This window comes from Microbulbifer sp. NBRC 101763, from assembly GCF_040371615.1.
GTDB lineage: Bacteria > Pseudomonadota > Gammaproteobacteria > Pseudomonadales > Cellvibrionaceae > Microbulbifer > Microbulbifer variabilis.
Genome location: NZ_BAABQV010000007.1, coordinates 29,625 through 51,258, shown reverse-complemented (window position 1 = coordinate 51,258; position 21,634 = coordinate 29,625). Strand labels below are relative to the sequence as shown.

The following is a 21,634-nucleotide window of genomic DNA, read 5'->3' as shown; positions in this document are numbered from 1 at the left end:
ACTTTTCTGCATAAAACGGTAATTTTTGGTAACGCGATGAATGAACCAACCTCGAAACCCTGGTATCGGGAATTCTGGGCCTGGATGGTCCTGGCACCGCTGATTACAGTGCTGGTAGTGTCCTCTATCACGGTTTCTATAGCTGTGCGCCACGCTGACGATGAGGTCAGGGACACTTATCACAAAGACAGCCGTATGTACCATTTTTCTGCTGAGCAGGACCAGCGGGCCAAAGCCCTGGGATTGGCGGCGATGGTCCAGTTCCAGCGGGGCGATCGCGGGGTGGTTGTCGAACTGAACGGTAATACCGAGTATCCCGAGAAGCTGTTGCTTACCCTCAGCCACCCGCTAGAGGAAGATCTGGATCAGCATATTGTGTTATCCCAGCTCTCCGTTGGGCGCTATTCAGGCTCTTTGCCCGTGGATTTGAACAATCGCTGGTATCTGCGCCTGATGCCTGAACTCGATCCTGAGCTCCACAAAAACGCAGAGTGGCGTCTTAAGGGAGAGATTAATTTCGATCTGGGTGAGGCGGCGCCCCTGAACGCTGCCAGTCGATGACATCCTCCTGTTATCACTGCGGACTTCCGGTCCCTGCCGGTAGCAACCATTCGGTTGTTATTGAGGGGGCTGCACGTGATATGTGTTGCCCCGGCTGTGAGGCCGTGGCGACGGCCATTGTTTCCGGTGGCCTGGATGGCTTCTATCGCTACCGGGAAAAGCAAAGTGACCGCCCGGAACAGGCCCAGCCGCGGGACCGCTGGACCGCCTACGATCTCCCCGAAGTACAGCAGCAGTTTGTTCACGACTGGGATGGCGGCAGCAAGATGGCGGCGCTGCTGATCGGTGGAATTACCTGTGCCGCCTGTGTGTGGTTGATTGAAAAGCACCTGGGACACTTGGCGGGGGTTGGAAAGGTCTCAGTCAATGCCAGTACCCAGCGTGCCCAGATTGTGTTTGATCCTGAGCAGATTAAACCGAGCCAGCTTTTTGAGGCGCTGGAGCGCATTGGCTATCGCCCGGCTCCGGCCACCGCTGCCAACCGGGAAAATGTAATCCAGGCCGAACATCGGGCAGCGCTGCGCCGCCTTGGGGTTGCGGGCCTGGGTACCATGCAGGTGATGATGTTCGCTATCGCCCTGTACTTTGGCGCTGGTAGCGATGGTGTCGGTGAGTTTGAGCGCTATTTCCGTTGGGTGTCGCTATTGGTAGCGACACCAGTGGTGTTCTATGCGGCGCGCCCCTTCTTTAGCGCAGCACTGCGCAGCCTGCGCGCCCGTCACCTGAGTATGGATGTACCTGTCTCCATCGCTATTGGCCTGGCCTACGGTGCCAGTTTCTACGCTACGGTGTTTGGCACCGGCGAGGTGTACTTCGAATCCATCTCCATGTTCACCTTCTTCTTGCTGCTTGGGCGCACGGTTGAGATGCGTGCGCGTCATCGTGCTGGGCTCGCCAGTGGCGGCCTGGCCCAGCTGCTGCCGATGACTGCAGCCAGGTATCAAGGCGATGAAGTGGTTCATGTACCGGTGGCCGCATTGGTGGCTGGCGACCGGATTTTGTTGCGGCCCGGCGACACGATTCCCGCTGACGGCGAAGTGCTGGAAGGGGAGAGTGGCGTGGATGAGTCGCTGCTCAGTGGCGAATCCGCCCTGCAGCAAAAGCTCGTGGGCAGTCCTGTGTATGCAGGCAGTGTCAACGGTGACTCCAGCCTGACTGTGCGCGTGACCGCAGCCGGCCAGTCTACAAGGCTGTCTGCCATCGAGCGTCTGGTGGAGCGCGCCCAGCTGGATAAGCCGGCCCAGGTGGCCCTGGCAGACCGGGTCGCCGGTGTTTTTGTCGGAGTTGTATTGCTGGCGGCTGTGGGGGCCTTTGCGGTTTGGTGGCAGCTGGACCCGAGCAGGGCTTTCTGGGTAGCTCTGTCTGTATTGGTGGTGACATGCCCCTGTGCTTTGTCCCTGGCGACACCGGCGGCGCTGGCCTCAGCGACTTTGCGATTGCAGGAACTGGGGCTCCTGGTGGCCGGTGGCAGCCTTCTGGAAACACTGCCGCGTATCAGTCGCGTTGTGTTCGATAAAACCGGCACCCTAACTCGCGGCGAGCCGCGCATCCTGGAAATTCAATTGATGCGCGATGGCTGGGCCGAACAGCGGGTTAAGGATGTAGCTGCAGCCCTGGAATCACAGACCCACCACCCCTTGGCCCGTGCATTTCGCGCTTGGCGCGGCAACCTTACAGCGAGCAAGCTGAAGGTGCATACCGGTCGCGGCCTGGAGGGGCAGATCGAAGGGGTTGATTATCGCCTGGGCCGTGCCGATTTCGCTGCACCTGAAATACTGGCGCAGCCGCAGGGTGAGGGGCAGTGGTTGCTGCTTGCTGATGGAGACGGCCCTATCGCCTGGATCGCCTTGGGGGATAAACTGCGTGAGACAGCTCGGGATGCGGTACATCAGCTGGAAAAACTGGGCTTGTCGGTAGAGTTACTGAGTGGTGATCAGTCCAACGAAGTTCAGCGCCTGGCCTCGCAGGCTTCCATTGCCCACTTCTGTGCCGGTGCTTCACCGGAAGACAAGCTCTCCCATATGCAGCAGTTACAGGCCGGTGAAGAGAAGGTCCTGATGGTTGGCGATGGGCTCAATGATGTCCCGGTACTGTCGGGAGCGGATGCTTCGGTGGCGATGATGTCCGCTGCGGACTTGGCTCAATCCCGTGCCGATGCCATCTTGCTGAATGGTGACCTGCAGGTGCTTCCCCAGGCAATTTCCCTGGCGCGCAAATGCCGCCAGATAGTTCGGCAAAATCTGGCCTGGGCCCTGGGTTACAACGCCATTGCACTACCGTTGGCGGTTTGCGGCCTGGTACCGCCCTGGGCTGCGGCCATTGGTATGTCGGCCAGTTCGCTGGTGGTGGTTCTTAACGCCTTGCGCCTGTCCCGTGCCAACGCGTCGACGGAAAGTGCGGACAGATCGGTGCCTGGTATGCAGGCACACCATGCAAATTAAAGAGAGGAGTGAATTGTGGACAGTCTCTATTTCCTGATCCCTATTGCAGTGGCCTTGGTTGCCTTCGCTGTAAAACTCTTTTTCTGGGCGGTAAATAACGGCCAGTACGATGACCTCGAGACTGAGGGCCGGAGAATACTGTTTGAGGATGACGTGCAGAATCAGCCCGCAGCGGATTCGGACAAGGAGAAGTAACCAGTGGGAGATTGGGGGTTTTTGGCGGCTGCGCTCGCCATCGGGTTTCTGGGCAGCAGCCACTGTATTGGTATGTGTGGGGGTATCTCGGGTGCGCTCGGAATGGCGGTGCCCGGCAAGCAAACAGCTTGGGTACAGCTCGGCTCATACCAATTGGGACGTCTCGGTAGTTATACGTTAATGGGGGCGCTCGCTGGCGCTCTGGGTGCTGCGATTATTCCTGCCCTGACGCCGCTGCGCTTCGCTGCGGGCATTATGCTGATCGTTATGGCGCTCTATGTGGCCGGTATCTGGCGTGGGCTGGTATGGCTGGAGAAGGGTGGCAGCTATTTATGGCGCTATGTGCAGCCTCTCTCTGCGAAATTGTTGCCAGTTCGCTCTGCGGGGCAGGCGGTTGCCCTCGGTTCCCTGTGGGGCTGGTTGCCCTGCGGCTTGGTTTACAGTGCGCTGACCTTTGCATTGGCTCAGGGCAGTGCTGAGCGATCGGCCTTGGCGATGTTTGCTTTTGGTCTCGGAACCTTACCGGCCATGCTGGCCACCGGTGCTGCCGCTGTGCAAGTGCGCAATATTGTGCAAAAACCGGGAGTGCGTCTGGGTTTTGCAGCGGCTATTTTATTGTTTGGTATCTGGACTATTTGGGGAGCTCTTGGTCATGGGGGCCACGGTGACCACGGCAATCATGGGGAAATGGGGGCGATGGAATCTCCTCAGGCAGAAGAGCAGGGGCACCACCACCATAATCACTGAGTCTTGAGCTGGCGCCGTTTTGACGCGGCGCCATTAGCCGACACCGGATAAAAACTAAAAATCAATTCTCAGGGAGAGGTCGATCGCGCGCAGGTGCTTGGTCAGGCTGCCGGAGGAGATGTAGTCGACATCCAGAGCTGCCAGCTTCTGAATCCGATCCCGGTCTACACTGCCGGAAATCTCTATTTTGGCTTTACCTTTGGCCAGGGATAGGGCGGAGCGAGTGTCTTCGTCATTGAACTCATCGAGCATGATTACATCGGCACCGCTATCCAGTGCCTGCTGTAACTCTTCAATGGTCTCTACCTCCACCTCGACCAGTGCGCCGGGTTTGATAGCCCTGGCCTGGGAGACAGCTGCATTAATACCGCCGGCGGCAGCGATATGGTTTTCCTTAATTAAAAATGCGTCGTAGAGGCCGATGCGATGATTGTGGCAGCCGCCACACAGCACGGCATATTTCTGGGCACTGCGCAGGCCTGGAATGGTCTTGCGGGTATCGAGAATCTTAACTTCAGTCCCTGCAGCACGGTTTGCGAATTCCGCTGCAGTAGTTGCCGTGCCGGATAGTGTCTGTAGAAAGTTAAGGGCGGCGCGCTCACCAGTCAGGATTGCGCGGGCATTACCCTCCAATTCAAACAGCACTGAATCTGCAGCAACCCTGTCTCCATCTTCAAAGTGCCAGGTCAGTTGCAGGTCCTGATCGAGCTGGCGAAAAACCTCTTCTACCCAGGCGCGTCCGCTCAGGGTGCAATCTTCCCGGGTGATTACTCGCGCACGAGCACTGCGCTCCGCTGGGATCAGCTGGGCGGTGATGTCTCCACTACCGACATCTTCATCGAGGGCGGTGTGCACGGCCCTTTTCAGGTCGGTCATGATGTTTGGGATCGCGGAGTCTTGTGGGTGCATTGGAGGACCTCGATAAAAAAGCGCGGGCAGTTTACCAAAACAGACTGGATTTGGGTTGCCTGGGGGATTTACTCGATTTTTACTGGGTTAAATCCTCGGGTAGCAGCTGGCCCTACATTTCGCTGTGACAAGCGTCTCAAATATGTCGCTAAAGTGTGTAAACAGGGGGGGGAACGCGAGTAGAATCGATGGGGTGAGAGAAAAGCTCACTGCGGGAGCCGTCGCCAAATTCGCTAGTCAAATTGACTGCATTAATGCGTTTAAAACCTGAGCAAAATCAAGTAGTTGTTGGATTTTCGGGTGCATTATCTCGAGAGAATTTTACCAGACCTATCCCCGCATGTTTTTAAGCCTTGAGGCCGCCTATTGAAGTGAGCAGCGAGGTGAACAAATGGGACTGGTGATTTAAGACGGCCTATCCGGCCGACAAGATTTCAGCCAGCAAGTGCGCAAAACGCCGGATGGCATGCGAAGGACTTCTTGGAAATGAGTGAATCCAGCAAGGTAGTTTCCCTTTCAGAGAAAAGTGCGGGTCGACATGGTACTTCTATGGGTAAGCCCGCAGTCCTGCCCTCGGCGGTTGTGCTGTTAAAGGAAAAAGCCAGCACCCAGTTGTTTGAGCGTGTCAAAGCGCTGTTTGGGACCGTGGATGATTCACTGTTTGCGATGGCGGAGCGTGCTCACGGCCAGGAAGAGCAGGATGGTCTGTTCCAGGCATTGCGCCTGCTGAGAGTAGAGCGCCGCAATGTCGCTGAGCGCTTCGTCAAAAACGTGCAGCGCGCTTTCCAGATCCGGCAGGAGGAACCGTCGGAACCCGCTTTTGCCCAGGACAATCTGTCACTGGTTCACAATGATGATCTGGAGCAGCTGGTGGCCGCGGATACCATGGTGGCCAATGCCAAGCGAGATTTTGCCGAGCCGCTGACCGAATTGTGCCTGCGCCTGGATACCCTCTACGCCGTTAAGGTGTATGACAAGAACAACCCTCTCGGCCCCGATGTGATCTGCGATGCATTTGTAGATGCAATTCAGGAGCTGGATCTCTATATCCGCGCGCGCCTTACGTTGCTCAAGAAATTTGAGCAAACAGTTATGCAGCAGCTGCGGGGTTTTTACGAATTCTGTAATCAGCTACTTGTAGAGCAGGGCGTTTTGCCCTCACTGCGGGAGCAGCAGCGCGCAGCGCGACAGCGCTCGGCTTATCCGGCAGGGCGTGGTCCCGGCAATCCGGGTGCGGCTCAGGCCGCTGGAGTTGGCAGCGCTGGGGATGGTGCTGCCCAGGCCGGACAGGGAGTACCTGTCAGCGGTCACTTTGCCCCAGGGCTCGTACCCGCTACGGCGGGTATGACACCCATGCCCGCTGGGGATCTGCTCACACATCTGGGAGCTTTGCAAAGTGGGGCTCATTACCAGGATGCCGGTGCAGCCCAATTGTTGAATGTTGGCGATCTGCTGCAGCAGCGCCTGGTTGACTCCAATCAGGCAGCTTCACTGGCAAAAGTGGATAGCGATGTAATCAAACTGGTGGAAATGCTGTTTTCCTTTATTTTGGAAGATCGCAGTCTCGCCACACCGATTAAATCCCAGCTCGGCCGTTTGCAGCTGCCACTGCTCAAGGTTGCGATTGCCGATAAGTCGTTTTTTAGTAAAGGTGGCCATCCCGCACGTAAACTGTTAAATGAGCTTGCCGATGCTGCCACTGGTTGGCAGGCTCCAGACAATTTCGAGTCCGACCCTCTATACAGTGAAGTCTCGCTGATCGTAGAGCGGGTTCTCAGCGAGTTCGATCAGGACATCAATATTTTTGCCACGCTTCTGGAGTCTTTGCGCGAGTTTATTATTCGCGAACGCAAGCGCGCGGAAATGCTGGAGCGCAGGGTTATAGACGAGGCGGATGGCCGGGCAAAAACCCAAGCCGCGCGCGCTCGTGTAGCAGCGGTAATGGATGCCCTGGTAGCCGAGAGAGACCTGCCGCCTGTGGTACAGGATTGGCTGCAAAAGGTTTGGAACAATGTTTTATTCCTCACTTGTGTGAAAGAGGGCACTGAAAGCGAGGCCTGGAGTCGCGATGTGCGCACAGCCCGCGACCTGGTGTGGAGTGTGCAGGCACCAATGCCGGATTCCCGTAAGCAGCTCCTGAGCTTGTTGCCGGTTTTGCAGGAGCGTTTGCGCGAGGGTATTGAAGCTCTCTCCTACAACGCCTTTGAGGCGCGCGCCATGTTTGCCGGTTTGAAGGAAGTTTATCGTGAGCGTTTTGCCCTAGCGCAGCGCCTTACCGAGGAACGCGAACTTCAGGTTAAAGAGCAGGTGGCCCGCGAGGTTAAGGCGGCTACTTCGGTGGATCATTTGGCGGAAGTGGCCGAGGTTCAATCCAGTGAAACTCTGCCGGTAGAGGCCATAGCTCCCGAAGCTGGCGAGCCGCAACCGGCCGCTGATGATAAAGACGAACCGGTAACCGAAGAGACCGCTCTGTTGCAGGAAGTGGCCGTGCCGCAAATGGAAGAGCTTGAGCAGGCGGTTGCCCAGGCGGAGTTAGCAGCATCTTCTGCGGAGCAGGAGGGCCTTGCTCCTCTCGATGAGGCGGACCCCCACTGGCAGATGACTTTCCGCCTCGCCCAGGGGAGTTGGTTTGAGTTGAAGCGCTCTGATGAGGAGCAGTTCCGCTGCCGTTTGGCAGCGGTTATCCGCGATATTGACCAGTTTATTTTTGTGAACCGCAACGGTGCCAAGGTAGCGGAGTTCGGCCGATTGGAGCTGGCTCATGCGCTGCGCTCAGCGCAGCTGTTGCCCCTTGATGACGGTATGTTATTTGAGCGTGCGCTGCAGTCGGTTATTGGCAATGTGCGCAAAAAACGCAGCGAACAGCGCTGATCTGCCTGTTTTAGCTCCCCTGTCCCGGCAACTATTGCCGGGGGCCCACTTCTGTCGCGATACGTCTCTAAACCGATTGGCATATCGATCAACGCTTCCATAGAATGGTAACTGCCAAGGCCCTGAGTTCATTTGGGGTGGTAGTTTGCTGGAACGGAGATCGCAGATTGAAATACCAAGTGGAATCTGGCTGGTTATCCGGTGCGCGCCGGGTGCCCAGTCCTCACTGCAACAGCCGGCCCGACGACTGCCCCGTGGACCTTTTGGTCGTTCACAGCATCAGCCTGCCACCCGGGCAGTATGGCGGGCCTTATATCGATGCGTTTTTCCTTGGGCAGCTGGATATTGATGCCCATCCCTATTTTGCTGAGATTGCGGCTCTGCAGGTTTCTGCACATATCCTTATTGATCGGGATGGTATCGTCACCCAGTATGTGCCCCTTGACCGGCGCGCCTGGCATGCGGGTAAGTCGGAATTCAAAGGGCGCACCAACTGTAATGACTTTTCTATCGGGATCGAGCTTGAAGGCTTGGATACGGATATTTATACCGATGCCCAATACCATGCCCTGGCAGAGGTGAGTGCGGCCATTATGCTGGCTTATCCAGCCATCGGCGTGGACAGGATAGCCAGTCACTCTGATATAGCGCCTGGACGCAAGCTGGACCCCGGCCCCGGCTTTGACTGGGAGCGCTACTTGAATGAGCTCAATAAGCTCGTTGAGTGAAACTTCCACTTCGCGGTGCTGGTGTATCAATCCACATCGCCTTTAAAATTGAACTGCCATTGTGTGAGGTTCGCCTACTTGTTTAGCAGACCCAGGGTGGCGCATCATGATTCAACTATGGGCTGACGCGGTATCACTATGACTCTGCTAATCGTTTTATTCACTTTGGCTCTGGTGCAAATCTGGGGGTCTGGTGCGCCTTTGCACCGCGATGGCTGGTTTGATAAATGGTGTGAGCGAATCTCTAAAGTGCCGCAACTGCAATCGAATGGCGGCTTGTTGCTGGGGGCCAGTATTCTGCCACCGGTGCTGCTGATTGCGGTGGTGATGGTAATTGCAGAATCCAACTTTGGAGGCTTGGGAGCGCTTTTACTTGGGGTGCCACTGTTACTTTATTGCCTGGGACGAGGCAATTTTAACGAGATTGTAAGCGTTTACCTGCGCAGCTGGTATCGGGGCGACTTCAAGGGGGCTGAGGAAGCTGCGGCCCCTTTTCTACAGGATATCCACGAGACTCCGGCAGATGGCAAGTGCCTGCATGAACAGGTCTTCCGCGGTGCCGCTTACAGTGCCTTCGAGCGCCTCTTTGCCGTTCTTTTCTGGTTTATTTTGCTCGGGATACCGGGTGCGCTGCTATTTCGTTTGAGTGCTCTCTATGCAGAGCGCGCTCGCGGGACACAGTGGCAGGCAACTGCAGCCCGCTGGCTTTGGTTACTGGAGTGGTTGCCGGTAAGGATCATGGGGCTCAGCTTTGCGATTGTGGGTAATTTTGCCGGTTGCTACCGAGCCTGGCGTCAGTGTCTGATGTGTCGTGAGAGAGATACGGCACAGGTGCTCGAAGCCTACCTGGAAGGGGCGTTAGGAGGAATTGACGCCAGTGAATGCAGTGCCAGTGCAGATCTTTCACAAGTCCAGCGTCAAAGTGGCGCGGAAATAGAGGGGCTGCAGTCCTTGCTTTCCAGAACCCTACTGTTGTGGGTTACCGTGTTGGCCCTGACGGTTTTGTTCGCCTGATTTTTTGAAGTTATTCAGAGCTGAAATGAGTAAATTATTCTTTAACTGAATTACATTTTGGAAAAATTTCCCAGTAATTGCTTGACTTTTAACCATCCTCCCAGATGATTGCGCCCGCTATCGCACTCCGGAGATTACCGGGTAGCGGGATGCTTATACTCAGTGGAGGAAGTAGGGTTTGAATGTTTCATTACTGGAACCGCAAATGCTGTCAGATCTCAGTGCTGCAAATGGTAGGGACTCCGCGGCGTTAGTCGCTGGACTAAGGGCATATTTTCGCAGTGGAAGTACCCTTGAGCTGGCCTGGAGGCGTCGCCAATTAATTCAGCTGCGCAAAATGCTCTCGGAGAATGAGGCGCGCTTTATTGGGGCCTTGAATGAGGACCTGCATAAGGCTCCCCAGGAAGCTTACCTGACTGAGATTTCGTTTCTCTATAGTGATATCGATCATACCCTCAAGCACCTCAAAAAGTGGGTACGCCAGCGCAAGGTTTCCTCGCCACTTCTCACCCAACCTGCGAAAAGCTATATACAGCCAGAACCTCTTGGGGTGATATTGATTATTGGCGCCTGGAATTATCCCCTTCAACTATTGCTGTCGCCTCTTGTGCCTGCCATAGCGGCGGGTAACTGTGCAGTGGTCAAACCGTCGGAATTATCCCCTGCGGTTTCTCATTTGATCGCTGAGTTGTTGCCCAGATACCTGGATAATGATGCCTTCGCCTGTGTTGAGGGAGCTGTGGCAGAGACCACGAGCCTTTTGGAGCAGCGCTGGGATCACATCATGTACACCGGCGGTGGTCGGGTAGCCAGGATTATTATGGGGGCAGCAAGTAAGCACTTAACTCCGGTTACCCTGGAGCTTGGCGGCAAAAGCCCCTGTATTGTGGCCGATGATGCAGATATCGATATTGCCGCGCGGCGTATAGCTTGGGGGAAATTTACCAATGCGGGGCAAACCTGTATTGCACCGGATTATGTACTGTGTACCAAGCACACCGCGGACCGTCTTGTCCCTGCTATCCAGCTGGCGGTAAGGGAAATGTTCGGGGACAGCCCCCGTCAAAGCAGCGATTATGGACGGATAATCAATACCCAGCACACATTGCGTTTGGCGGACCTCCTCGGTGATGGTGAGGTGATTTTTGGTGGGGATGTCGATGTGGATAGTTGCTACATGGCGCCAACCCTGATGCGCTGTGTCAATCTGGAGTCCCCGGTAATGCAGGAAGAGATTTTTGGTCCCTTGCTGCCGGTAGTTGAGTTGGATGACTTCGGAAAAGTGGAAGCGTTTGTTAATGAGAGGGAAAAGCCGCTAGCGCTGTATATTTTTACCCGGAGTGATGCCATCGCTGACCGGGTGCTTTCCCGCTGCAGCTCCGGTAATGCCTGCGTGAACGATTGCATGATGTTTATGCTGGCCCAGGATCTGCCATTTGGAGGAGTGGGAGCCAGCGGTATGGGCTGTTACCACGGTGAGCATGGTTTCAGAACTTTTAGCCACTACAAAGCCGTGATGAAACGCAAAAATATTCTGGATGTTGACCTGCGTTATGCGCCGTACACCAATCGAAAATTTAAGTGGTTGAAAATACTGCAGCGATAGAGTGGCCAAAAATATTTAGCGAGATATGGGCGAAAAGGGAATTTTGCTGGTTTTTTAGTGGCTTGAGTTGGTACATTCAGTCGTAAATTAAAAAGACCAACAGAGCTATGCCCTCGGACCCCAATGACCTGCCTACCAGTGCTGATGTTTTTTGCGCGGCACAAACAGTCTCCGGAACTGTCCATCGAACTCCCTTGATTCGCTCCCAGCTTCTCAATGAGCTGGGTGGCGCCAATCTTTGGTTTAAATGTGAGCACTTGCAAAAAGTGGGTGCGTTTAAAGCACGTGGAGCTGCAAATGCACTTTCCCTCTTGCCTGAAGGAGCTGAGTTGGTGGCGACCCACTCCTCAGGCAATCATGGCGCGGCGTTGGCATGGGCTGCTGCGGAGCGATGTTTGCCCTGTATTGTTGTAATGCCAGAGACGGCGCCCGATATGAAGCGCATGGCTGTGGAAAGTTATGGCGCAACAATTGTTACTTGCGGTCCTACCCTGGCAGACCGTGAAGAGGCTCTGCAAAAAGTGGTGCAAGAGACAGGGGCCCATGTAGTGCCGCCCTATGACGACAGCAGGATTATTGCGGGGCAGGGCACGGTAGCTCTAGAGGTTGTTCAGCAATGTCGGGAGCAGGGTTTTACTCCGGATGTGATTGTGGCCCCTGTGGGTGGCGGTGGTCTGCTCGCAGGCACTGGGCTGGCAATAGCGGCGTTGGCTCCAGATGTATTGGTAATAGGCGCAGAGCCCGCTGGCGCGGATGATGCGCAGCGATCTTTGCGTGGCGGTGTTCATATCACTACCCAGCAGCCCCATACTATTGCCGATGGCTTGCGAACAACGCTTGGGCACCGGAACTACAGGGTAATTCGCCGCACTGTGAGAGATATTGTGACGGTTTCTGAAAGTGGTATTGTGCGGGCAATGCAACTATTGTGGACTCGCACCAAGCAAATGGTTGAGCCCTCAGCTGCCGTGGGGCTCGCAGCTGTGCTCGAGCACGGAGCGCGTTTTCGCAACAAGAATGTCGCAGTTGTATTGACCGGTGGCAACATGGATCTGGGCAAGGTTTCAAGCCTGTTGGCCAGTGTGGAAGAGTAACAATGAGAGTGTTGGATATGAACCTAGGATTTCGCCGCATAAAGTACAGCAAAATTGCCAGTTTCTTTGCAGCGACAATATTTTCTTTGATGGCTGTTGCCTCCCAGGCCGGGCAGTTGACACTGTCTTCTACGTCTTTGAAACCCGGCAAAAAAATGCCATTAGCTCATGTATATGCCGGCTGTGGCGGGGAAAATGTCTCTCCGCAACTGAGCTGGGAGGGGGCCCCCGAAGGCACTAAAAGTTTTGCGGTGACGGTTTATGATCCCGATGCACCGACAGGCAGTGGCTGGTGGCACTGGGTGATTTTTAATATCCCTGCTGACGTAACCAGTCTGCCAGAGGGTGCTGGAGACCTGAAGAACGGCCTGATTCCCGAAGCTATTCAGGGGCGCAATGACTATGGAAATCCTGGATATGGTGGCGCCTGCCCACCCAAAGGGCACGGCGACCATCGCTATCGCTTCCGTGTATATGCCCTGAAAGTGGATTCCCTGCCGTTAGATGAAAATTCATCTCCCGCCAAGGTGGGCTTCAATGTGAATGCCAACAAGTTGGCCGAGGCAGAGCTCGAGGTTCTGTGGGGCCATTGAGTTAGGTAGCTTTTTGGGTGCAGACATATTGCCTGCGCTCTTTCTTTATGGCCGGCAATAGGGCTCAAAGGGGAAGATTGAATATGTCGCGGCAGCAACTGACATGGGGGCAAGCACTTGGAGCTTATTTGAAGCCCCGTGTAATCACCATGTTTTTCCTCGGCTTTTCTGCCGGCCTTCCGCTTTTACTGGTCTTCTCAACCCTGACTGCCTGGCTGCGCGACTACGGTGTTAGCCGCACCGCTATAGGCTTCTTTGCCTGGGTCGGAATTACCTTTTCAATAAAGGTGCTCTGGGCTCCCATCATTGACTATTTACGGTTGCCTTTACTGACCAAAAGCCTGGGAAAACGGCGGAGCTGGATGCTGGTGTCCCAAGTGGGCGTTGCCATTGGCTTGGTGGGTATGGCCAGTGTGGATCCCCAGCTGTCCTTGTTGCAAGTAGCTCTGCTCGCTCTGTGGGTTGCATTCTGCTCGGCTTCACAAGATGTGGCTATTGATGCCTACAGAATTGAAGCCATGGATGAAGACTACCAGGGAGCTATGGCGGCTAACTATGTGTTTGGTTATCGGGTTGCGATGCTGATTGCTGGGGCTGGGGCACTATTTATTGCAGATTTGTTCAGTTGGTCTGGCGCCTACCTGGCAATGGCCGTTTTGATGGGGGTAGGTGTGATCACCACTTTGTTGATCACAGAGCCCGATCACTCGAAGGTTAGTAAAGAGGCTGACGTACTGCAGAGTGAATGGGAGCAGCGCCTGTTGGGGAAGGGCGAACACAGTCGCTTGAAGCAGTGGTTTGTTCGTGCTGTCGCCTGTCCCTTTATTGAATTCTTCCAACGCAATGGGCGCTTTGCTTTTGTTTTATTGCTGTTTATCGGTATTTTCCGCCTAAGCGATATTGCGATGGGGATTATGGCCAATCCCTTCTACTTGGATTTAGGCTTTTCCAAAACAGAAATTGCAGAAATCAGTAAGCTGTTCGGATTCTTCTGTACTATTCTCGGCTCCTTTCTAGGTGGAGTCCTGGTGGTGCGCTATGGCATTTTGCGCCCGCTGATACTCGGGGCGGTAATGGTTGCCTGCACCAACTTACTGTTTGCCCAGCTTGCACTGATTGGTCCGGATAAGGCATGGCTGGCCCTGGTGATCAGTGCCGACAACATCAGCGGCGGTATTGCTAATGCGGTCCTGGTCGCTTACCTGTCGAGCCTGGCCAATAAGGCTTATACCGCAACCCAGTATGCCTTGTTCAGCTCTCTGATGACGCTGCCGGGTAAATTTATCAGTGGTTTTTCCGGTATGGTGGTTGATGCTCAGGGTTACGCCCATTTCTTTATTTATGCTGCCTTAATGGGAGTTCCGGCAATTTTACTCTCTATCTATTTCTGGCGGCGTGAACAGCGTGAATGGCATCTGGAAGAACCGCAGCCAGACTCACGCGCGACCTGAAGAGAGCCATTCCAGGGTCTAATTTTATTGCTGGCATACAGATCTGCTTTATGACAGAAGCTTTCCTGTGTGCCGGTCACTCATCTCGTTTCTACGCCCCCGGATAATTCCTCATCAACGGGCATTTTCTCCGACTTGTGTCTATGGTGGTTGTATTACTCCTCCGCTCGAAACCTGTAATGGTTATTGGTTTTTTATAGAGATAAGGGAGGGGTTTTGGTGTCACTTATGGCTGTTAGCTGGGATGTCTAAGAGCTGTAGTTTTCAAGAATGATAATCAGCAATTAAAAGCGACAAACTATGGCCCACGAAACGGTTCGGGAGGCGGTATTCAATCGGCGTATGCTGATCTGTATCGGTACCGGATTTTCCTCAGGAATGCCACTTTTTGTCCTGATTCAACTGGTGCCTGCCTGGTTACGTTCTGAGGGAGTAGACCTGGCTACCATCGGGATTTTTGCCTTACTTGGTCTGCCCTACACATGGAAGTTTCTGTGGGCTCCATTAATGGAGCGCTTTGCTTTCCCGATTTTAGGGCGTCGTCGTGGTTGGATGCTCGTAATGCAATTGCTGCTGATAGTCTTTATTGGCGGCTTAGGTATGTTCAATCCGCAGTTCAATATATGGACAATTGCCACTTTATGTTTTGGTGTGGCTTTTTTTAGTGCCAGCCAGGATATTGTCCTGGACGCCTTCCGTCGGGAAATATTGCCGGATCATGAGTTAGGTCTCGGTAATTCCTTTCATGCGAATGCCTATCGAGTAGCGGGCCTGATACCGGGTTCGCTCAGTTTAATCCTGTCGGATCATTTGGCCTGGGACCAGGTTTTTTGGATAACTGCAGCTTTTATGTTGATCGCTGTATTTATGACCTTGATGGTTTCAGAGCCCCAGCACCCGGCTGCGCCACCAAGGACTTTGCGCGAGGCTATCGTGCTGCCATTTGTCGAATTTTTTAACCGCAACGGCGTAAAGCACGCAGTATTGGTGCTTGCTTTCATGTTCCTGTACAAGCTCGGCGATAATATGGCCACTGCATTGGCGACACCCTATTACCTGGATATGGGGTACACCAATACGGATATTGGTATTGTGGCTAAAAATGCCGGTCTCTGGCCCGCCGTGATTGGGGGATTTCTCGGCGGCCTATTGATGGTGCGTATTGGGATTAATAAGTGTCTGTGGATCTTTGGAGTTATCCAGCTCGTATCCATTTTTGGCTTTATGATTTTATCTGAGGCTAATGGGGATCTGGTGGGCACACCGGGTTTTAAGCCGAGCCTGTGGCTACTGGCGATAGTGATTGCTTTTGAGTATCTGGGGGTTGGTCTTGGTACTGCAGTTTTCATCGCTTTTATTGCCCGCACAACCAGCAAATTACACACGGCTACCCAATTCGCCCTGTTTACTGCGTTAACCTCGTTACCCAGGACCTTTGCCAATGCTTCAACAGGGTATTTGGTTGAGTCTGTGGGGTGGACGAACTTCTTTCTTCTGTGCGCCGCGTTGGCAGTTCCGGGGATGTTACTGCTCTTTTATGTCGCGCCGTGGAATGGTGATGCAGCGGAGGAAGCCTGATTACTACCGCCTAAACTTGTACAGCTCCTTTCGGGGTTATGGTCTCCAGCGATACTTGGCCATGTCCACCCGCCCCTTTAACAAGGTAATCCCTTCTTCTTCCAGCCGCTTGCGTTGGCGGGAAGCCCCGGGTTCGGCTAATGAGATTCTTCCCTGGGCGTTGATTACCCGGTGCCAGGGTAATTTGGTGTCTTTGGGTAGTTTCCGTAATGTCTGACCAGCTAGTCTGGCGGCTCTTGGATAGCCGGCCATTTCGGCGAGATCTCCATAAGTGACGACCCGGCCTGTTGGTATTGAGGCCAAAACCCGGCATATTCTGGCGAGAGCGCTGCCTGGTGTTTCTGGGCCGGTGGTATTGATCTCTACAGGCACAAAAGCCTCATTTCTTAGTGGTTTATTAGATTTAGCCGCCAGTTTGCCGTATTTGTCTGCAAATAAGCTATAAAAAAGCACGGATTAAAGCCGGGGTATCATACTGAGCCGTTACAAAATAGGTAGCATTGGCGTGCCACATTTATGACAGTTGTGGCATTATTGCCGATTGAATAGGGCTTTCATCACAGTTTTCATCGCAAGCTCATCCAGAAACTTCAAGGTTCTCCTGTGGTTCTATCGACACAAATTCCCCGGATTTTTGCCAAAACTCTCCTTTGCCTTGCACCCTTACAGGTTTTTGCGGGTGTGCTCACCCTTGAGAATGGTGATCGCATTCAGGGGGAGCTGGTGCTTGTAGATACTGAACAAGTGGTATGGAAATCTGAGACCTTCGGTGAAGTTAAGGTCGATAAATCCAAGGTTGTATCCATGGATGTGGATACCGATCTCAAAGTTGCCGGGCGGGATGAGCCATGCACGCTGGCAGGGCACCGCCAGGAGCAGTGGGAACTCTACTGCGCAGAGGGTGGAGGTTGGTTGATCGACTTTCCTGGAGTGGAGCGTGCTGAGCCCTATCCACACTTTGTCAGTAATCCAATGACATTCAAGGGTAATGTGAGTGCGGGCGGCGTTTTTGAATCCGGGAACCGTGAGCGTGAGGACCTGGATGCAAATGTTAACCTGGATGTGCGCCATGGGGATTTCCATCACCTGGTCGGCGCCCTTTACCAGAATCAAGACAGTGAGGATGATGGCGCGCTGGAAAAATACCGGCTGACTTATGACCTGCGCTGGATTTTTGCAGAAAAGTGGTTTGCTGCAGCAAATACCGCCTGGGAGCATGAAGAGGCGCGGAACTTGGACCTCGGCACAACCATGGGTCTGGGTCTTGGTTACCTGTTTTATGACACAGACAAAACAGCATTTTCACTGGAAGGCGGTGTTAGTAGCCTGCAGGAAGATTTTATTGATACGGAGCTGAGTGAGAATCAGGACGACCAATATGTGGCAGGGCGTGTCGCGCTGAATTACCGTTATAAATTTTCCCTGGGCCCGGAAATTTACTTTGACCAGGAAACCCTGCAGTCTTTCGATCACAGTGATGACTACCAGGCAAATGCCAAGGTGGGGGTGAGAACACCACTGGTTGAAGGAGTGCTGATGGAAATTGGCTACCAGTGGCAGTACGACAACACACCATCGCTGGAAAGTGAAAAAGAAGATACCAAAGTAACCGTTGGTGTTGGTTACCAGTGGTAATAGCCTGGCGGCATTCTCCCAACTTTGCCGGAATAACAGGCCTTAGAGAAATAAAATCTAAAAAATACTAATGAGGAGTGCAACATGCAGATTGCCGGCAGTATTGTGGCGATTACCGGTGCTGGCCAAGGGCTGGGAAGAGCAATGGCCGTTTACCTGGCGGAGCGCGGGGCCCGTTTGGCATTGATTGATGTCAACGAAGAGGGGCTAAAGGAAAGTGTTTCTGCCTGTGAACAGCTCGGTGCCGAGGCGCGAAGCTATGTGATCAATGTCGCTAATGAGGAAGAGGTAGATAAAGGCTTCCTCCAGGTCGCAGAGGATTTCGGTGGTCTGCAGGTGTTGATTAATAACGCCGGTATTATGCGCGATGGCATGTTGCTCAAGTGTAAAGAGGGCAAGGTCACTGACCGTATGTCACTGTCCCAGTGGCAGTCTGTTATTGACGTAAACCTGACTGGGGTATTCCTTTGTGGCCGTGCCGCAGCCGGAATTATGGCGGAAAGTGGCAAGGGTGGAGTGATGGTGAATATCTCCAGCCTGTCTCGTGCCGGCAATATGGGACAGACAAACTATTCCGCCAGTAAGGCTGGTGTTGCTGCCATGACGGTAACCTGGGCCCGCGAGCTGGCTCGTTACGGCGTGCGCGTAGCTGCAATTGCTCCCGGTTTTATCGGCACTGATATGGTTGCGCAAATGCGCCCGGAAATCCTGGATAGTCTGGTTAAGCAAGTGCCATTGAGACGCCTGGGTGAGCAAGAGGAAATTGCCTCAACCGTGGCGTTTATTCTGGAGAATGACTATGTAACCGGTCGAGTTCTGGATATCGACGGTGGTGCACGTATTTAACGATTCAGTAGCGTGTTATCAGATGAGGGTGAACTTTGTTCGCCCTTTTTTATTTCCCTTTCAGTAATGATTTTAAGATTTATCTATCCCTTCCTCGCATATCTTGTGTTGAGAGTCTTTCGATAAAACAGGTATACAAACAAGGAAATAATGAGCCAGGCCAGGATGGATGCCACTTCGTGAAATACTGTTTGTTCTAAAGATAAGTGAAAATCCCGCAACGCAAAGCCTTTGATTAGTGCCGACCAGGCATACAGCATCTTGCACATATGCAGTGCCCACCATGGTCGGCCTGTTACTTGTGGTCGGAAAAAAAACGTATAGACATCGAGCCCCATAAAAACCAGCATTAATGCGGATGGAGCCAGGTAAATATTGGCATAACTTGGGTGTTTACCAATATCGTAAAGAAAAACCTGGAAATAGAATACTGCGACCCAGGCAGCTATGGCAGCCAGTATCCAATCGATAATATTGGAAGTGATTCTGCCATCATTGGAGTGCTTGATTCTCGGCCATATTCGATAGGCAGAAAATATGGAGTAGCTGAATATGCTGATCAATCCCAGTAATAAAAGGTTTGGGTGAGTATTGTAGACATAGGCAATATCGATCTGGTACTCGGGAATGTCGGCCTTGAGATGAGGAATGATGTAAGGGTTGAATAGCATCAGCAGGGCACTGATGGAAAAGATAATGGCAATCAAGAGTGAGCTGAGGCCACCGATCCGATGGTAACGGCTGCCCTTTTTCATCAGAAGAGTTAATGGAATAGTAATAAACGTTAGAACTATAGCCGCAACCGTATGAACCTCTATAAGTAACTTTAGCTCTTGAGGGGTTGTGAATAGATAATGCATAGAGTAACGACCTGGCGGCAGCAAGTATTATTCGGGCTTGCTGATAAGTAGCGATAGCTAATGGATTTGATTGTCAGGAGAAAGGTCTGGGTGAAGCATTGATAGTAGTAGAGCTAAATCACCGCCACTAATTGCTCCCCCAGACTTTTGAAACTCTCAATGTTGGAAGAATTTGAAGTCTTCAATCAAGAATTTCTTACCCTAGCAAATACGTTCCACACCATCGGTTCTATTTTTCGATAACATCCACTGCCATAACTGCATTCTGCGAACTCTAAAGGATGCCGCGCATAACAGAAGGTAATAACGCCACATACGATAAAAGCGTCGACCATAGCGATCGGCGAAGCGAGGCCAATTACGTTCAAAATTATCATGCCAGGCCATCAGGGTTTTATCGTAATCGGGGCCAAAGTTATGTAGATCCTCACAGGTCAGTAGCTCCTGAGCTGCCAGAGTGATTTGACTGGCGGCAGGTATTTCTCCATTGGGGAAAATATACTTCTCAACCCAGGGGTCGGTAGGTGCGGGTTTGGATTTACCAATAGTGTGAAGTAGTAAAATGCCGTCTTTTTTCAAACAGCGTTTTGACACCTCCATAAATGCGCGGTGGTTTTTTCGTCCTACATGCTCAAACATTCCCACGCTGGCAATTCTGTCAAAGGGTTCATTGAGTTCGCGGTAATCCTGAAGGTGCACGGTGATCGGCAGGTTGGCATAGCGTTCGGCGACGTAGGCTCTCTGCTCACGGGATACTGTAACCCCGACACACTCTACCTGGTATTTCTGTGCCGCATAACCGATGAGGCTTCCCCACCCGCAACCGATGTCTAATAACTTCATTCCTGGTTCAAGCTGCAGTTTGCGGCAGATAAGGTCCAGTTTTGCTTCCTGGGCCTCATCTAGGGTCTGGGCCTCCTTCCAATAACCACAGCTATATGTAAGGCGGCTATCGAGCATGGCGGCGTAAAACTCATTACCTAAGTCGTAGTGGTGCTCACCGACCTCGAACGCCCGGCGACGGCTTTGCAGGTTGAGCAAGCAGCTGCGTATATAGGGGAAGATATGGCGCCAGTTCTTGAAGTGACGGCTCAAGTCGGAATCTAGAATACGGTAGATGAACTGATCTATGGCCTGTACATCCCAGTCCCCGCGCATATAGGTTTCCCCCAACCCCATACTTTGGCGGGCGACGATCTCATCAAGTGCCTCTTCGCGATGGAGCTGGATATCCCAGGGGCGGTCACCGTTAATACGGATATCGGCCTCGGCTAAAATATCATCAACAAAGTGGCGGCTTCGGCCTATGGCTGGTGCCTCTATGGCATCTTGCTGCTCGCTTGCCATTCAAGTCTCCCTCTCTCCTGGTTAGCGTGGGGTCGATTATGGCGCCCTTGAATAATTTGCCTCCCCACTCCATTTAATACAGCATGTCGAAAATATCCCCAGCCCCGGATTAGCCGTGTGCTGTTAGATCAGGAATCCTCTCTATGCGTCCCTTGCTGCTGCTTCTATTTATAGCTCTACCTGTACTCGAATTGTGGGTATTAATCGCCGTAGGGAGTGAAATCGGCGCCTTGCCCACCATCGGCCTGGTGTTTCTAACGGCTATCATCGGCGTGACGCTGCTGCGTCGCCAAGGGCTCTCTACCCTGGCAAGGGCCCAGGAGAAGATGCGCACTGGTGATATTCCTGCCCAGGAGATGGTAGAAGGTATCTTTCTCGCCGTCGGCGGTGTTCTGCTGCTGACCCCCGGCTTCATTACCGATATTCTCGGTTTCGCCTGCCTGATACCGGGACTGCGCCAGTTATTACTGGGGCGGTTACTTCGCCATGTCACTATCGTTCGACCAGGTGGCCCCTTCCAACCGAATGCCTCCAGACGTGGCCCCGATATTATCGAGGGAGAGTACTCACGGGATGAGCGGAACTCCGTTGAGCACAAGCGCCACAAAGACTGATTTGGTTGAATAGTGCACACTTTTACACTTCAAACGGCACTTTTATAGTTTTTTCACTTTAGGGTGTTGAAATCTATTCTCCCGCCCATAGATAGGGATCAACTGAGAATTAAGCCCCGCCTCTGAGGACCAGAGAGGGGTGAGGTTACCGGCCCGATGGGCCTGTACCGCCAATGTTGGAAAACCTTAAAACGACTCAATGGAGAACTTATCCATGAAAATTCGTCCTTTACACGACCGCGTCGTAGTACGCCGTAAGGAAGAAGAAGCGATGTCAGCTGGCGGTATCGTGCTGCCAGGTGCTGCCAAAGAAAAGCCAAACCAGGGTGAAGTGGTAGCCGTGGGTGAGGGCAAGCAGCTGGACAATGGCGATGTGCGCGCACTGTCTGTGAAGGTAGGTGACACGGTTGTTTTCGGTCGCTATGCCGACAGCAATACCCTCAAGGTGGAAGGCGAAGAGCTGATCATCATGAGCGAAGGTGATATCTACGGCGTGTTGGAAGGCTAAGGCCAGCCTTTAACTTTACTCGCAAAAAGAATTTGA

Annotated in this window: 20 protein-coding genes; 16 read left to right on the top strand and 4 right to left on the bottom strand. The window is 53.1% G+C overall.

The features are described from left to right. Positions 1 to 36 precede the first annotated feature (36 nt). The 4 genes from ABWV76_RS17615 to ABWV76_RS17600 are packed head-to-tail and all read left to right on the top strand — an operon-like array spanning position 37 to position 3,944. A complete protein-coding gene (locus ABWV76_RS17615; RefSeq protein ID WP_353376795.1) occupies positions 37 to 561 on the top strand; it encodes a FixH family protein in 525 nt (174 codons plus the stop codon). Continuing rightward, complete coding sequence (locus ABWV76_RS17610) at positions 558 to 3,002, top strand: heavy metal translocating P-type ATPase (protein WP_353376794.1); 2,445 nt, start codon at positions 558 to 560, stop codon at positions 3,000 to 3,002. Before ABWV76_RS17615 ends, ABWV76_RS17610 begins: the two co-directional genes overlap by 4 nt. 15 nt (positions 3,003 to 3,017) lie before the next feature. Then, positions 3,018 to 3,197, top strand: a complete 180-nt coding sequence (gene ccoS, locus ABWV76_RS17605) for a cbb3-type cytochrome oxidase assembly protein CcoS (RefSeq protein WP_020412296.1) — start codon at positions 3,018 to 3,020, stop codon at positions 3,195 to 3,197. A gap of 3 nt (positions 3,198 to 3,200) precedes the next feature. After that, positions 3,201 to 3,944: a sulfite exporter TauE/SafE family protein gene (locus ABWV76_RS17600; RefSeq protein WP_353376793.1), complete on the top strand. Its 744-nt coding sequence runs from the start codon at positions 3,201 to 3,203 to the stop codon at positions 3,942 to 3,944. 54 nt (positions 3,945 to 3,998) lie between these two features. Here ABWV76_RS17600 and nadC read toward each other — a convergent pair whose 3' ends face one another. Beyond that, a complete protein-coding gene (gene nadC, locus ABWV76_RS17595) occupies positions 3,999 to 4,853 on the bottom strand; it encodes a carboxylating nicotinate-nucleotide diphosphorylase (RefSeq protein ID WP_282951374.1) in 855 nt (284 codons plus the stop codon). Between the two features lie 486 nt (positions 4,854 to 5,339). Here nadC and ABWV76_RS17590 point away from each other — a divergent pair, with 486 nt between their 5' ends. From ABWV76_RS17590 to ABWV76_RS17555, 8 genes are all read left to right on the top strand, one after another. Then, positions 5,340 to 7,724 (top strand): DUF1631 domain-containing protein, encoded by a 2,385-nt coding sequence (locus ABWV76_RS17590; RefSeq protein ID WP_353376792.1) that lies wholly within the window; start codon positions 5,340 to 5,342, stop codon positions 7,722 to 7,724. A gap of 167 nt (positions 7,725 to 7,891) precedes the next feature. Beyond that, positions 7,892 to 8,452 carry a 1,6-anhydro-N-acetylmuramyl-L-alanine amidase AmpD gene (gene ampD, locus ABWV76_RS17585; protein ID WP_444902048.1) on the top strand — a complete coding sequence of 187 codons (561 nt, stop codon included), beginning with the start codon at positions 7,892 to 7,894 and terminating at the stop codon, positions 8,450 to 8,452. A 138-nt stretch (positions 8,453 to 8,590) separates the two neighbouring features. Continuing rightward, positions 8,591 to 9,466, top strand: a complete 876-nt coding sequence (ampE, locus tag ABWV76_RS17580; protein ID WP_353376790.1) for a regulatory signaling modulator protein AmpE — start codon at positions 8,591 to 8,593, stop codon at positions 9,464 to 9,466. 178 nt (positions 9,467 to 9,644) lie between these two features. Beyond that, positions 9,645 to 11,072, top strand: a complete 1,428-nt coding sequence (locus tag ABWV76_RS17575; RefSeq protein WP_282951371.1) for an aldehyde dehydrogenase family protein — start codon at positions 9,645 to 9,647, stop codon at positions 11,070 to 11,072. Positions 11,073 to 11,179: 107 nt separating this feature from the next. Continuing rightward, entirely contained in the window at positions 11,180 to 12,166 is a 987-nt protein-coding gene (locus tag ABWV76_RS17570; protein WP_020412304.1) for a threonine ammonia-lyase, read from the top strand. A 2-nt stretch (positions 12,167 to 12,168) separates the two neighbouring features. Further along, positions 12,169 to 12,759: a YbhB/YbcL family Raf kinase inhibitor-like protein gene (locus tag ABWV76_RS17565; RefSeq protein ID WP_020412305.1), complete on the top strand. Its 591-nt coding sequence runs from the start codon at positions 12,169 to 12,171 to the stop codon at positions 12,757 to 12,759. 83 nt (positions 12,760 to 12,842) lie between these two features. Further along, positions 12,843 to 14,210 (top strand): AmpG family muropeptide MFS transporter, encoded by a 1,368-nt coding sequence (locus tag ABWV76_RS17560; RefSeq protein WP_282951369.1) that lies wholly within the window; start codon positions 12,843 to 12,845, stop codon positions 14,208 to 14,210. Between the two features lie 300 nt (positions 14,211 to 14,510). Then, positions 14,511 to 15,788, top strand: coding sequence for an AmpG family muropeptide MFS transporter (locus ABWV76_RS17555; RefSeq protein ID WP_020412307.1), 1,278 nt, complete (start codon positions 14,511 to 14,513; stop codon positions 15,786 to 15,788). A 36-nt stretch (positions 15,789 to 15,824) separates the two neighbouring features. Here the strand turns inward: ABWV76_RS17555 and ABWV76_RS17550 are convergent, their stop codons facing one another. Continuing rightward, positions 15,825 to 16,241, bottom strand: coding sequence for an MGMT family protein (locus ABWV76_RS17550; RefSeq protein WP_353376789.1), 417 nt, complete (start codon positions 16,239 to 16,241; stop codon positions 15,825 to 15,827). A 228-nt stretch (positions 16,242 to 16,469) separates the two neighbouring features. Between ABWV76_RS17550 and ABWV76_RS17545 the strand changes: the two genes are divergently transcribed. Together ABWV76_RS17545 and ABWV76_RS17540 are read left to right on the top strand one after the other, a co-directional pair. After that, positions 16,470 to 17,423: a DUF481 domain-containing protein gene (locus ABWV76_RS17545; RefSeq protein ID WP_245556663.1), complete on the top strand. Its 954-nt coding sequence runs from the start codon at positions 16,470 to 16,472 to the stop codon at positions 17,421 to 17,423. An 84-nt stretch (positions 17,424 to 17,507) separates the two neighbouring features. Continuing rightward, a complete protein-coding gene (locus tag ABWV76_RS17540; protein WP_020412310.1) occupies positions 17,508 to 18,269 on the top strand; it encodes an SDR family oxidoreductase in 762 nt (253 codons plus the stop codon). A gap of 83 nt (positions 18,270 to 18,352) precedes the next feature. On the opposite strand, the gene ABWV76_RS17535 is transcribed toward ABWV76_RS17540, so the two are convergent. Both ABWV76_RS17535 and cfa read right to left on the bottom strand, forming a co-directional pair. After that, positions 18,353 to 19,129 (bottom strand): hypothetical protein, encoded by a 777-nt coding sequence (locus ABWV76_RS17535; protein ID WP_353376788.1) that lies wholly within the window; start codon positions 19,127 to 19,129, stop codon positions 18,353 to 18,355. 201 nt (positions 19,130 to 19,330) lie between these two features. After that, on the bottom strand, positions 19,331 to 20,476 hold the full coding sequence (gene cfa / locus ABWV76_RS17530; protein WP_282951365.1) for a cyclopropane fatty acyl phospholipid synthase: 1,146 nt from the start codon (positions 20,474 to 20,476) through the stop codon (positions 19,331 to 19,333). A gap of 143 nt (positions 20,477 to 20,619) precedes the next feature. Here cfa and ABWV76_RS17525 point away from each other — a divergent pair, with 143 nt between their 5' ends. After that, entirely contained in the window at positions 20,620 to 21,090 is a 471-nt protein-coding gene (locus ABWV76_RS17525) for an FxsA family protein (RefSeq protein WP_020412314.1), read from the top strand. Between the two features lie 214 nt (positions 21,091 to 21,304). Next, on the top strand, positions 21,305 to 21,598 hold the full coding sequence (locus tag ABWV76_RS17520) for a co-chaperone GroES (protein WP_020412315.1): 294 nt from the start codon (positions 21,305 to 21,307) through the stop codon (positions 21,596 to 21,598). Positions 21,599 to 21,634: the final 36 nt, after the last annotated feature.